The organism is Chthoniobacterales bacterium (assembly GCA_035274845.1).
GTDB lineage: Bacteria > Verrucomicrobiota > Verrucomicrobiia > Chthoniobacterales > UBA10450 > AV80.
In genome coordinates this window covers 88,493-102,068 of sequence record DATENU010000007.1, presented here as the reverse complement: position 1 = coordinate 102,068, position 13,576 = coordinate 88,493, and the positions used below count along the sequence as shown (strand labels likewise).

The 13,576-nt window shown below is 59.8% G+C and carries 10 protein-coding genes; 5 read left to right on the top strand and 5 right to left on the bottom strand.

What is annotated here, in order from left to right:
* Positions 1–86 precede the first annotated feature (86 nt).
* Positions 87–2,033: an ATP-binding cassette domain-containing protein gene (locus VJU77_03040; GenBank protein ID HKP02314.1), complete on the top strand. Its 1,947-nt coding sequence runs from the start codon at positions 87–89 to the stop codon at positions 2,031–2,033.
* A gap of 265 nt (positions 2,034–2,298) precedes the next feature.
* Here the strand turns inward: VJU77_03040 and VJU77_03035 are convergent, their stop codons facing one another.
* On the bottom strand, positions 2,299–2,547 hold the full coding sequence (locus VJU77_03035) for a hypothetical protein (GenBank protein ID HKP02313.1): 249 nt from the start codon (positions 2,545–2,547) through the stop codon (positions 2,299–2,301).
* 529 nt (positions 2,548–3,076) lie between these two features.
* On the opposite strand from VJU77_03035, the gene VJU77_03030 reads away from it, so the two are divergent.
* Positions 3,077–4,009 (top strand): YihY/virulence factor BrkB family protein, encoded by a 933-nt coding sequence (locus VJU77_03030; protein HKP02312.1) that lies wholly within the window; start codon positions 3,077–3,079, stop codon positions 4,007–4,009.
* Between the two features lie 123 nt (positions 4,010–4,132).
* Positions 4,133–4,627, top strand: coding sequence for a transposase (locus tag VJU77_03025; protein HKP02311.1), 495 nt, complete (start codon positions 4,133–4,135; stop codon positions 4,625–4,627).
* 94 nt (positions 4,628–4,721) lie between these two features.
* Here VJU77_03025 and VJU77_03020 read toward each other — a convergent pair whose 3' ends face one another.
* The 4 genes from VJU77_03020 to VJU77_03005 form a co-directional block, all read right to left on the bottom strand.
* On the bottom strand, positions 4,722–7,928 hold the full coding sequence (locus tag VJU77_03020) for an efflux RND transporter permease subunit (protein HKP02310.1): 3,207 nt from the start codon (positions 7,926–7,928) through the stop codon (positions 4,722–4,724).
* 3 nt (positions 7,929–7,931) lie between these two features.
* A complete protein-coding gene (locus VJU77_03015; GenBank protein ID HKP02309.1) occupies positions 7,932–9,083 on the bottom strand; it encodes an efflux RND transporter periplasmic adaptor subunit in 1,152 nt (383 codons plus the stop codon).
* A 28-nt stretch (positions 9,084–9,111) separates the two neighbouring features.
* The gene (locus VJU77_03010; protein HKP02308.1) at positions 9,112–9,744 is read right to left on the bottom strand and encodes a TetR/AcrR family transcriptional regulator; all 633 of its coding nucleotides are present in this window, start codon (positions 9,742–9,744) and stop codon (positions 9,112–9,114) included.
* A gap of 127 nt (positions 9,745–9,871) precedes the next feature.
* On the bottom strand, positions 9,872–10,513 hold the full coding sequence (locus VJU77_03005) for a TetR/AcrR family transcriptional regulator (GenBank protein ID HKP02307.1): 642 nt from the start codon (positions 10,511–10,513) through the stop codon (positions 9,872–9,874).
* A gap of 106 nt (positions 10,514–10,619) precedes the next feature.
* Between VJU77_03005 and VJU77_03000 the strand changes: the two genes are divergently transcribed.
* Together VJU77_03000 and tilS are read left to right on the top strand one after the other, a co-directional pair.
* Complete coding sequence (locus VJU77_03000; GenBank protein HKP02306.1) at positions 10,620–12,491, top strand: S41 family peptidase; 1,872 nt, start codon at positions 10,620–10,622, stop codon at positions 12,489–12,491.
* Positions 12,492–12,615: 124 nt separating this feature from the next.
* The gene (tilS, locus tag VJU77_02995) at positions 12,616–13,569 is read left to right on the top strand and encodes a tRNA lysidine(34) synthetase TilS (GenBank protein HKP02305.1); all 954 of its coding nucleotides are present in this window, start codon (positions 12,616–12,618) and stop codon (positions 13,567–13,569) included.
* The last annotated feature ends 7 nt before the right edge of the window (positions 13,570–13,576 follow it).

Here is a 13,576-nt window from a genome sequence, read left to right as displayed (position 1 = left end):
TCAATCTGCAATCTGCAATCTAAAATCTGAAATCCGCGCGCCTCCTTGCGCGCCGCGATCAATTCGCGAGATTCGCCGCCGCTCGCATGCTCACGATTTCTCAGGTCACAAAAGCCTTTGCCGGCCGCACGCTTTTTGAAGACGCGTCGCTCCAGGTAAACCGCGGCGATCGTGTCGGGCTCGTTGGACCGAACGGCGCCGGGAAATCGACGCTCTTCTCTCTTATCCTCGGCGAGGCTTCGCCGGACGAGGGGAAAATTTCGATCGAGAAATCGGCCACGATCGGATTTCTCCCGCAGGAACATGCTCCGGCAGGCGAAGAAACGGTTTTGGAATTGGCCAGCGCGGTTTCGCCTGAGTTGAGCAAGGCGCAGCGCATCATGAAAACGACGCCGGAAGATTCGGTGGAGCACCATGATGCGCTGCACATCTTCGACGAACATGGCGGCTGGCAGCTCGAGCCCAAGGCGAAGCGCATCCTGGCCGGCCTCGCCTTTCGCGAATCGGATTTTGATCGGCCTGCGCGGGCGCTGAGCGGCGGATGGGTGATGCGCGCCCATCTCGCGCGTCTCCTTGTCCAGGAGCCCGATTTGCTGCTGCTCGACGAACCGACCAATCACCTCGATCTCGAGTCGCTGGTCTGGTTTCAGGAATATTTGAAAAGTTATCCGGGCGCGATCCTGATGATCTCGCACGACCGCGAATTCCTGAATCAGCTGGTCGGTTCCATTATCGAAATCGCGCATCGCCGTTTGAATCGTTATCGCGGGAACTGGGACAGCTACGTCGAACAACGTGAAGCTCGCGAAGAACAACAGCTCTCCGCCTACAAGAACCAGCAGAAGGAGATCGCTTCCCTGCAATTGTTTGCCGACCGGTTTCGCGCCAAGGCGAGCAAGGCGGCACAAGCGCAGAGCAAACTGAAGCAGATCGACCGGATGGAGAAGATCGAGGCGCCGGTCGCGCGGGAGCGGACGGTCCATTTCCGTTTTCCGCAGCCGCCCCGGAGCGGGCATCGGGTGATTACGCTAAAGGCCGTCGATCATGCCTACGGCAATCTGGTGGTTTATCGCGGCCTGGATTTCGAAGCGGAGAGGGGACAACGGACTGTCCTGGTCGGTCCGAACGGGGCAGGGAAATCGACGCTCCTGAAATTGCTGGCTGGCGTCCTGCCTTTGCAAAAAGGCGAACGCGAGACCGGGCACAATGTGAAGGTCGGATATTTCTCGCAGTACCGGGTCGACATGCTGGATCCAAGGCAAACGGTGCTCGAAGCGGCGCGCGACATGCCCGACCCGGTTTCGGAGCAGGTTGCCCGGACGGTCCTTGGTTCGTTTCTGTTTCGTGGAGACGATGTTTTCAAGACGACGGCCGTTCTAAGCGGCGGAGAAAAAACGCGTCTCGCGCTGGTGAAGCTTCTCCTGGATCCGCCGAACCTTCTCCTGATGGATGAGCCGACGACGCACCTCGATGTGGGGAGCATCGATGCCTTGGTCGGCGCGCTCGCGCAGTACGAAGGCACGCTGATTTTTATTAGTCACGATGTTTATTTCATTCGCGCGGTGGCGAAGACGGTGTTGCACATCAACGCCGGCAAGCTCACGCCCTATGCGGGCGATTACGATTATTACCTGGATAAGTCGCGGGCGACCTCCGCTCGCGCCGGGCTCGTCGATCCGAATTCAGATTGTAGGGCAAGCGCTCCGCTTGCCTCATCTACCGCCACGGCAGGCGCAGCGCCCGCCCTACAAAAGCCCGGTATGCGCGAGGCGCGCGATCAACGCCGTGCGGAAGCCGAGCAGCGCAAAGCCGAAGCGAAACTGAAGCGCGACCACGAAAAGAAAGTTCGCGATTTGGAGATGCAGATTCTCAAACTCGAAGGCCGACAGAAGGAATTAACCGAAGAATTGGAAAAGCCCGAGACCTACGAGCGGGGCGGCGCCGCGACCCAATTGAACCGCGAACTGCTCGCGGTGACGGCCGACTTGGAACGCCTCACCGTCGAGTGGGAAAAGATGGGTGCTGTCGCGTAGGTGGATCGAGCGTTCCGTCGCTCGATATGCGGCCAAGTCAGAACCGCGCGCAGAGCGCCCGGTCCACCCACGGCCGCTGCGCCAACGGCGGTCATTCAATTTGAGCCTGGGGCGACGCCCCAGGGACTCCAGGTTCTTGGCTGAGCCCGAGCGCTGAAGGCGCGACTCTGAATCGCGCTTTCAGCGCTGAGATCTCCTGATCTTGAAATGCTGGGGCGCCGCCCCAGGCTGGAGATGAGGGCGCGCCTTTGGCGCTACAGAAGCGTCACGCGCGTTTGTTTTTGGCGACGCCGCGAACGTTCAGGAAGGCGAGGCCGAACTGGAGAACGACGAGGGCGTAGGCGCGGGCCGGCCAGCCCCACGCCACCCAGAGAACGTTGCTGAGCAGGAAAATCCAGAAGCCCCATTGGCGTCTGGTTTTCGATTGCTCCGCGACGAGCCAGGCCGAAAGCAGGGTCGCGATCATCGCCGGCCATTGCAGGTGTTGCATCCAGTCCACAGGAGTTAAACGCATCAGCGGCCTGTAGCGGCGGTCTCAGACCGTCGAAAGTGAATGTTGTAGCGGCGGTCTCAGACCGCCGAAACCGATTTGAGAAGAAGCGCCGGCGGTCTCAGACGCCGCTACAGAGCTCCCGCACGGTTTGGGTGGACCGAGCGCTCCGTCGCTCGATGAGTGCAGCGTCGTTGTGGAAATTTCGGTCGTCGCAGAAATCGGACGCGACAAAAATCGCGCGACGTAGCGCGCGATCCACCTACAGGAGTTAACGCGCACGGTTTGGGTGGATCGAGCGCTCCATCGCTCGATGAGTGCAGCGTTGCTGTGGAAACTCGGTCTTCGCAGAAATCGGACGCGACAAAAATCGCGCGACGTAGCGCGCGATCCACCTACAAGAGTTAACGCGCACGGTTTGGGTGGATCGAGCGCTACGTCGCTCGATGAGTGCAGCGTCGCTGTGGAATTTCGGTCTTCGCAGAAATCGGACGCGTCAAAAATCGCGCGGCGTAGCGCGCGATCCACCTTTGCGCTGCGATTGCTTCTTGGTATGGCAAAACGCCCATCGTTTTTTCCGAACGCGTTCAGTCTGCTGAAGCAGACCGGCGTGGAATGGTTGGACGACAAGGCGCCGCAGCTCGGCGCTGCCCTGGCCTACTACACGGTCTTTGCGCTCGCGCCGCTCGTGCTCGTTTTGCTCGCCATCATCGGCGTCCTCTTTCGCGACGATCCAGCGGGCGCCTGGAGCAGAGTGACCGAGCAGATGGGTTACTTCCTGGACAAGAGCGCAGTGCAGGTCGTGACCGACATCGCCGCGGAAGCGTCGAAACCGGGCAAGAGCACGATGGCCACCGTCATCGGGATCGCGCTCGCTCTTTTCGGCGCGAGCGGCGTGTTCGGCCAATTGCAGGATGCGTTGAACACGATCTGGGGAGTGAAAGCGAAGCCGGGCGAGGGGATCATGTCGTTTCTCCGGGCGCGTTTCGTTTCGTTCGCCATGCTGGGCGGAGTTTTCTTTCTCCTGTTGGTCTCACTGACCATCGAGGCGCTTCTGAAAGGGTTCAGTCATTATGTCCAGGGCGCTTTGCCCGGGGGATTGGCCATCGCGGTTTCGGTTTACCTTATCTTCGATTTCACTGTCGTCGTTCTGCTTTTCGCGATGATCTTCAAATTCCTTCCCGATGCGGAGATTCAATGGCGCGATGTCTGGATCGGCGCGGTCATGACCGCGATTTTTTTCGGGATCGGGAAATGGGCGCTTGGGCTTTATCTGGGGAGCGGCGCCGCATCGTCGGCCTATGGCGCGGCGAGCTCGCTCATCACGCTGTTGCTCTGGATTTATTACTCATCGCAGATCCTCCTTTTCGGCGCGGAGTTCACCCAGGTTTATGCGAACCGGGCCGGCCGCCGCGTGAAGCCCAGCGAGCACGCCGTGCCGATTGTGGCCAGGGAAGTCGAGCAGCCGCATCCGGACAAGCGCTGACGTTAGGTGGATCGAGCGCTACGTCGCTCGATGAGTGCGGCGTTGCTGTGGGAATTCGCCGTTCGAAGAATCGGAGGCGTCAAAAACCGCGCGACGTAGCGCGCGATCCACCTATCCTACCGCGTGGCGCGGTGGTTCCCCTCGAAATTGTATCACGATGTACCCGGCTGGGTTGAGACGGGCGCATTATTTCACATTCGCATTGCCCTCGATCGGGCGAAAAATCAGCCGGGTCTGACGAGCCCGGCGATCGCTGAATCCCTAATGGATTCCGCGCGCTTCTATCATCGTCGACGGCGTTGGTACATCACCATTTTCATGTTGATGCCTGATCACATTCACGCGCTGCTCTCTTTCGATCCCGACAAACAGATGAGTCGCGTGATTGGCGATTGGAAACGATATCAAACGGTCCAGCATGGAATTGCCTGGCAAAACGGCTACTTCGATCATCGATTGCGGGACGATGAACGGGGCGAGCAACTAGCAGCCAAGATCAATTACATCCGTCAGAATCCGGTCGCCGCGGGCTTATGTAAAAGGGCGGAGGATTGGCCATGGTGGATCGAGCGCTCCGCGCTCGATGAGGGAGAGGTAGTTGGAAATGCCGGTCGATGAACATGGGGGTCCCACAAATCGCGCGACGTAGCGCGCGATCCAGCTTTATCGAGGGACGTGGCGCTCGATCCACCTCTTGCAGTTGCAGCCGCAATTAGGCCGGTCGCCAATCGAGATCGCCATCGCGCGCAAGCATTGGCTCCGGAACCTCGCGAGATTCCGGCGATTGCGATGCCAGCTCGGGCTCGTCTTCCGCCTCCATCTCGTCTTCCCGGCCTTCATGGTGTTCCTTCGCGATCAGCATGTAAAGCGACGGGACGATAAAGAGGGTGAAGATGGTTCCAATGGTCATCCCGCCCACGAGCACCAACCCGATCGAATTCCGGGCCGCCGCGCCCGCGCCAGTGACCAGCGTGAGCGGGAAGTGACCCGCGACGGTGGCAACGGTGGTCATCATCACCGGGCGCAACCGAATGCGCGCCGCTTGCGCGATCGCGTCCAGTTTCGACAGGCCGGTCAATTGGAGTTTGTTCGCGAATTCCACAATCAGGATGCCGTTCTTCGCCACCAATCCCACCAGGGTGACGAGCCCGACCTGCGAATAGATGTTGAGGGTGGTGGTGAACGAGTTGGTCCAGAACTGACCGAACGGCATCTTGAGGAACGTGAACAAAAGTGCGCCGAACATCGCCAGGGGCACGGAGCCAAGCAGAATGATGAACGGATCGCGGAAGCTATTGAACTGTGCCGCGAGGACGAGAAAAATCAGGATGACGGCGAGCGAGAACGCGGGCAGAAACTTGCTGCCTTCCGTCCGAAGCTGGCGAGACTCTCCGGTGTAATCGATCACGTAACCTTTGGGCAAAGTTTTGGCCGCTTCGGTTTCGAGAAACTTCAGCACCGTCTCCAAGGGTTGCGCCGGCACGCCGCTGATGGTGACAGCGTTGAGCTGCTGCATGCGATTGAGCGAACGCGCCACCGTCTTGTGTTCAATGGTCGCCACCGTGCTCAAGGGAATGAGCTTCTTGTCCGGACCGGTAACGTAGATGTTTTGCAGCTGATCGGGATTCAAACGATCGACCCGTTTGATCTGCGGAATGACCTTATAGCTGCGTCCTTCGATGTTGAAACGGTTTACGAAGTTGCCGCCGATCGCAGCCGACATGTCCGCGCCGACCTGCTGCATGTCGAGACCCATGGTCGCGACCTTGTCGTGATCGAAAATGACCTGCGATTGCGGCTGATCAATCTTGGTGTCGAGATCACCGAAGCGAAACATGTTGGCCTGCATTGCTTTCATGAACAGGTCCCTGGCCAGTTCGAGAATGCGCGGCTGATCAGCCGTCGAAGCGATCACAAAACTGACCGGAAAGTTTTCCCCGCCCGGTAACGGCCGGGGCGCGGTGGGGAACATCATGATGCCCGGCAGGGCGCCGAACTTTTGTTGCAAGACCGGAAGGTAGGCGGCGGTGGGGGTTTTGCGCACACCCCATGGTTTTAGAAGCACGCCACCGAAACCGGAATCGGGAAAGGTGAGTTGAAAGGTGAATTGGGAGTCGGGCAAATCCTTCAGAATCCTGCCGGCCGCGTCCGCGTAACGAACCGTGTCGTCGATCGTCGCATTCGCTGCCGCGGTGACGATGCCGAAAAGAACGCCTTGATCTTCTTCCGGCGCCTGTTCTTTCGGCGACATCATGTAAAAAGCGACGGCGAGAATGGATAGTCCCGCCCACACGGTATAGACGGCGGGGCGAGCCTGGAGGGTGCGATCCAAATGCCGGCCGTACCAATCGCGGAACCGATCGAAGGTGCGATTCACAACTCCGGCAAATCCGTGATTGGAATGTCCCGCGCGCAAGAGATTCGCCGCCATCATCGGCGACAGGGTGAGGGCGACGATGCCGGAAATCACAACGGCGCCCGCCAGGGTGAGGGCGAACTCGCGGAAGAGCGCCCCGGTCAGTCCTCCTTGCAAGGCGATTGGGGTGTAAACCGCGGCGAGCGTCAGCGTCATGGCAATGATCGGGCCGACCAATTCGCGCGCGCCCAGAAGGGCGGCATTGAACCTCGAGAGACCTTCGCGTATATGGCGCTCGACGTTTTCAACCACCACGATGGCGTCGTCGACCACGAGACCGACCGACAAAACAATCGCGAGCAGGGTGAGCAGATTCAGGCTGAAGCCGAATGCCTGCATCAGGAACAACGCACCGATCAGGGAAATCGGAATAGCTACCACGGGGACGATGACCGAACGCACCGAGCCGAGAAAGAGAAAGATGACGACCACAACGATGAGCAAGGTGTCGAGCAACGTCTTCACCACTTCATGAATGGCGTCGTTGATGTAGGCGGTGGAATCGTAGGCGACATCCGCTTTCATTCCCGTCGGCAGCTCCTTCTGGATGGCGCCGAGCTCCGTGCGCACGCGTCGGATCACATCAACTACGTTCGCGTTCGGCAAAACCCAGATGCCCATAAAGACGGCCCGCTCGCCGGAGAAACGCACTTCCGCATTGTAATCTTCCGCCCCGAGGACCACGTCCGCTATGTCGCCCAGCCTGACCAGCGTTCCCTTCTCCTGCCTAACGACCAGTTTTTTGAATTCATCCGCCGTGTGCAGGTCGGTGTTCGCGGTCAGGTTTACCTGGAGAAGCGAGCCTTTCGTGCTCCCGAGCGCGGAGAGGTAGTTGTTGCGCGAAAGGGCGTTGCGGACATCGACCGGGCTGATATTCAGCGCGGCCATGCGTTCCGGTCTCATCCAGATCCGCATCGCGAAGGTGCGGCCGCCCAGGATGTCCGCCCGTTGCACGCCACCGATCGCGGTAAGTCGCGGTTGCACCAGGCGGACGAGATAATCGGTAACTTCGTTCGGCTCGAGAATGTCCGAAGTGAAGCTGAGGTAGCAGGACGCGATTTGGGAATCGGCGGGCTGAATTTGAATCACCGGAATTTCCGACTCCGGCGGCAGATCGCGGCGAATTGCATTGACCTTCGAGCTGATGTCGGACAGCGCTTTGTTCGCGTCGTAATTCAGTTTCAAACGCGCCGTGATCGTCGACACGCTCTGCTTGCTCGACGATTGGATGTAATCGATGCCGTCGGCCGCCGCGATCGCGCGTTCCAGGGGGGTCGTGATGAATCCCTGGACCAGTTGCGCGTCCGCGCCGACGTAGACCGTGCTCACCTGAATGGCGGCGATGTCGCTCCGCGGATATTGCCGGACAACCAGACCGCCCAGCCCTTGCAGGTTCGGAAACAGGATCGGGAGCAATGCTTTCGATCCGGCGATGAGGATAACGAAACTGACGACGAGAGCCAGAACCGGCCGGCGAATGAAGATGTCGGTGAACGACCTCATGCCTTAGGTGTCTGCAGGCTTGGGATTCAACTGCGGTTTCGGCGCGAGATCGTTGTTGATTACGACCGCCATGCCATTGCGCAATTTGAACACCCCGGTGCTCACGATCTGCTGCCCTGGCTCAAGCCCTTTGGTGACCGAAACAAAATCTCCGCGTGCTTCCCCGACCCGGACGAATTGCTGTCGTAACACCTGGGATTCTTTTCCCGTCTTTTCGTCCTTCTTATTCTCGATGACGTAAACCGAATCGCCGTAGGGCGCGTAGGAGATCGCGCTGCCCGGAACGACGAGTGTCTTCTGTTTCTCCGGCAATACCACTTCGACTTTGGCGAACATCCCCGGCCGGAGCATGTGGTCCTTGTTTTCGATCGTCGCCTGCAGGGTGACGTTTCGCGTCACCGGGTCGACCGAGGAATTGAGCGCGGTCAGTTTTCCGCTGAAGTCGCGCCCGGGCACGACGTCGGTTTGAATGCGCACTTCGAGACCGGCGGTCAACTTCGGCAGGTATTGCTGCGGCAGGGCGAAATCGACGTAGAGCGGATCGAGCGCCTGGAGCGACACGACCTGCTGGCCCGCCGTCACCATTTGGCCAACGTTCACCTGCCGGATGCCCAACTGTCCGTCGAACGGCGCCAGCACTTCCTTCTTCGAAATCATCGATCGCATGTTGTTGACGACGCCTTCCTTCTGTTTCGATTTCGATTCCGCGGAATCCAGTTCCGCTTTCGAAACAACGTTGCGCGTCGCCAGGTCGCGCGCCCGCGCCAGATCCGAGCGCGCCAATTCCAGTTCCGCTTCGGCGCTCCGCAACTGCGCTTCCTCCGACGAAGCATCCAGTCGAACCAGAACGTCCCCTCGTTTTGCTACCCCGCCGTTCTCGAATTTAACCTCGGCCACGGTGCCGGCCAGCTCCGCGGAAACGGTCGCGCCTTGCACGGCTGAGATGGTGCCGACCGACGAAAAAAGCGGAGGCCAATTCTCTTCGGTGACTTTCGCGCTCGATACCGTCGTAGGCGGCATCACCATCGGCGTCGACATCATCTTGCGGATTTGCAGCACCTTGATCCCGGCGACGGCCGCGAAAATGAGCAGTAATCCGGCAATCGCGGAAAGGAGCGGTCTGCCGCGGAAGAGTTTAGCGGTGCGACTTTTCACATTCGTTTCTTTCACAGGTCTGGCCACGTCATGCATAGACTGGTTCGCTTTCCGTCTTGAACAGGAGCCGCCAGAGCCTCCGGGTTACTTCGAGCTGATGCGTCCGGCGTTCGGCCGCTGTCATTTCCTGCGGCTGGAGAACGTCGAACATCAGCATCCCGCGCGCGACGGCGAAAATTAGTTCGGCCAACTCATGCGGTTGCAGGCCATGGGCTGCCCCTTGTTTGGCTTCAGGCGAACGCGCGATCAGGTCGGTCACGCCTTCCATCGCGGTGCGCAAAACGTCGCGCACCAGGTCGGCGACCTTGGAATTGCGGGAGGCCTCAGCGTAAAGATCCACGACGAAGGCCGACAGAACCTTGGGCGAATTCTCGCAGCAGTGGGCGGTGAACAAAATTTCAAGCGACTCAAAGAGAGTGGGGGCCTGTTGGGCCCGCTCGAGGAGATCGTGGATCTCCTGCTTGTGGCGGTCGGCCATGGCGGAGATGACGGCCTCCTTGTTGGCAAAATAGCGATAGATGAGGCCCACGCTGATCCCGGCCTCGGCGCTGATATCGTGCATGCTGGCCTGGTGAAAGCCGTGTTTGGCGAAGCAAACGATGGCAGCCTCAAGGATTTGGGTGCGACGATCGGGACCAATCTCTATTGGGTTCTGGGCCATGAGGAAGCAACAATGAATGAACGTTCATTCATTGTCAAATGGGCTCTTCTGTAGCCGTCGCCCGGCGGGCGACGCATCGTTTAGCGTAAACCCGCAGCTTCCTCTCTCGCGCCCCACAGGGACGCGTCTACAGAAGAGGCGCCTTCAAATAACCCAGGAACATCCGGGTCAGTTCTTTCCCCAGTTCTTCCGCCGACAGCCTCGGCCCGCCTCGTTTGTCGCCCGGCCGAATTCGTTCCTTCAAAGCCAGCGACACCAGTTGCAAGGCGATCCGAACCGCTTTCTGCGGCTGAGGGTGTTTGATCTCTTTCTTGTGCAGAAGGATCACGTTTTCGATGCCGGCCAGGGAACGCTCGCGCAGGTCGACGGCTCGGCGGCGAAAAGCCGAGTCGGGATGTTTCTCGGAATAGGAAATGACGGCCCGGAGGAGGCCGGGTCGCTGGCTGTAGGCCGCCACCATCCCGCTGACCAGGGTGCAGACCGCTTCTTCCAGGGATCCTGCTTTCCACCGGGAGGGTTGAAGCGCTTCGTCATTGGCCTGGATTGAGCGCTCAAAGAACCGCTCAAAGACTTCACGGAGGAGCCCGTCCTTGTCGACAAAGCGGCGATAAATGCTGGCGGGTGAGACCCCGGCCCGCCGCGCGATTTCCGGGACAGAGGCGCCTTCCAGGCCGCGCTTTTCGAGGACTTGCTCCGCCGCCTGGAGGAGGCGAACCGCGGTCTCCCTGCTGCGGGTTTGCTGATGCGCCGCCCGGGTTGTTCGTCTCATCGCGGCAAATCCTAATTGCCTTCCTGCAAATGTAAATGTAAATATCTATTTACATTCTTTCCATTTGTTCTATCAGTCTCATTGCCCGACAACGCACTTCCTCTCTATGACTACCGCCGCTTCCGCCTTCTCTCCTGCGACCGCCGCCCCCGCCGGGTCGTCCACCATCTTCGACAACGTCGCCGCCATTCTCCGCGACCGCTTTTACGAAAAGGAATTCCGCGAAGAACGCCTTCCCGCCTTGATCGAGAAATATCGCCCGAATTCCGGGTCGCCTTCCGACCTCAGATCGCAACGGGCCGCGGCCGAGAAACTCCTGTCTCAGGTTCCGGCTTCGCATCTCGGGCTGCTCTCGGAAGCGAGTTTCCATTACCTGGTCGCCGAACTAACCGGACAACCTCAGCCGACCTTCGGGTTCCAGTTGGTTCGAATTCAGGACAGCTACTTCACGTTCTTCGTCCTTGAAGGAGGGCCCGCTGCCCTGGCCGGGATTCATCCGTGGGAGCGGGTCGTTTCCATCGATGGGACGCCGACCGCGGAGTACCCCCGCCTTGATTGGGCCCAAAAGGACGCTTACCTGCCCGTCGATCGCGATCCGCCGATCCATTCCATCCTTGGTCGAAGCGATGACGAGATCTCGATCGTCCTTGAGCGGCGCCGAGGCGACCAACGCACTGTCCGCGTAAAGGCGCGTCCCTATTCCGCCCTGCAAGCCGCCCGGGCCAGCGCCCGAACGATCCAGGTCGGCGGCCAGTCAGCCGGCTACGTTCATTTCTGGTTCATTCATTCAACCGGCGTGGCCGAAATGCTGCGGGAATTGTTTGCCGGCGAATTTGCCGAGGCCGCCGGACTTCTCCTCGATCTGCGGGGGCGTGGTGGCAACGGCGTGGTCGTTCCCGACATCCTTCAGATTCTATCGGAATGGAATCGCCCAATTGTTGCGTTGACCGATCGCCAGTCGCGGAGCGCGAAAGATGCGCTCGCCTATGAGTTCAAGGAGCGGCACCTCGCCCTCCTCGTCGGGGAAAAGACGGCGGGAGCTGTGATTCCCGCCAGCTTCGCGCCCGTGGGCGAGAAGACGATGTTGATGTTTCCATCGTTCACCCTTGGCGAATACACCCGGAAACTGGAACTCCAAGGTGGCGTCGCGCCGGACATCCTGGTCGAGCGGGCGGGCCCGTATTCGGCCGGGGACGATCCGATCTTCGAACGCGGGAAAGCGGAGTTAGCGCGTCTTTTGGAAACCGCGCCGCGCAATTCGCGATCGATCAGTCCTGCGGGACCCATTCAGCCGCATTCGTCCCGGCCGGCGGCAAAGGAGCTGCCCGCCTTGTCCGAGCTAATCGAGAAAATGACGGACGCGCTGGGCGGAGAAAAGACGCTCCGCACGCATCTGCACCGGACGCTTCGGGGCACGGCTGAGCTGGTCGGTTTGCCGATGAAGGGCCCTTACCTGCAAAAAGCGAGCGCACCCAATCGCTCACTCATCGAGATGAATCTGGGTGACCTCCTGGTCCGGCAGGGCTTCGATGGCGCGATCGCATGGTCCGATACGCCAATGACCGGAAAGACGATCGTGACCGGCGCCGCCGCGGACCTGATTCAGCAACAGGCGCAGTTCTTTGGACCGCTGGATTTGGTCAACTTTAACCGGGAAGTGATCATCCTCGGCTTCGCTGTTTTTGACGAAAAACAATGCCTCGAACTGAAGCTCACTGGGCAGGGAGGCGGGATATCGTTCTTGTACGTGGACACTGAAACATTTCTCTCTGCAGGAACGAAAACGAGCGTCCCAACGCCGATCGGTCCCGTGGAGACTAAAACATATTTGAGGAAATACCGTGACTTCGACGGGTTCAAGACTGCGACTGAGATTTTCATCGAGAGCAGCGTGCAGCGGCAATTGATCAAGATCGACGAGGTGACTTTCGACGAAATTCCGGCTTCGGAATTTTCTCCGCCGGCGGATTCCAGGTGAGCTTCGAGGAGCGGCGATTTGAAATCGCCGTCAACTGCTGATTCGGCTGCGACGTTCGACGGCGGTTTCAAACCGCGCTCCTTGAAGTCTTGACGCGGTTCGACACGGATGGCCTCCTCATGGCGTGGAGCTTTCTTTGCCATCGGAATTGGTCGCCAGGTTTCCGTCCACCCACCGCTACCTGATTGGCGTTTCCGGCGGCCGGGATTCCGTTGCGCTTCTGGACGCGCTCCTCCACGCCGGATACCGGCGGCTTGTCGTTTGCCATCTCGATCATCAGTTACGCGGACGCGCCAGCATGGCCGACGCGAAATTCGTCAAAACTCTCGCGGCGAAATTGAAACTGGAATGCGAAATCGGCCGGACCAATGTCGCGGCGCTGGCGAAGCGAACCAGGCAATCGATCGAAACCGCCGGGCGCAACGCTCGTTACGAATTCTTCGCCAGAATCGCCCGGCGCCACCGTTGCCGGACCCTCTTTCTCGGCCATCACGCCGACGACCTCGTTGAAACATTCCTCCTGAATTTGTTCCGCGGCGCGGGACCGGCCGGGCTCAGCGCCATGCGGCCGGTCGCGACGCGCGAGGTCAATCGCCTTCAGCTCACAATCGTCCGGCCGCTCCTCGGGATCAGCCGAACTGAAATCGACTCTTATGTTAGAGAACGTGGCTTGAAATACCGCGACGACGCGACAAACGATTCCGTCGCCCCGATGCGCAATCGGGTGCGTCATCGGATCATTCCCTATATTGAGAAGGAACTGAACCGGAATGTCACCCGCGCCCTCTGGCGCGCGGCCACGATCGCGGCCGATGAAGCGGAGTGGGCCGACTCCTTGCTCGACGCCAGTCCAGCCGAAAGTCGCGATTTGTCGGTGAAGGAGTTGCGCCACGAGCCGCGGGCCCTGCAACGCAGGAGAATTCAGCGCTGGCTCCAAAATCGCGGGGTGGTCGATCTCGATTTCGACACGATCGAGCTGGTCCGAGCGTTGATCGAGCCCGACGCTCCCCGAGCAAAGACCAACCTGCCCAGAGACCGTCACGCTCGCCGCCGGGCGGGGAAGCTGTTTTTGGAGTAAGCCGCGG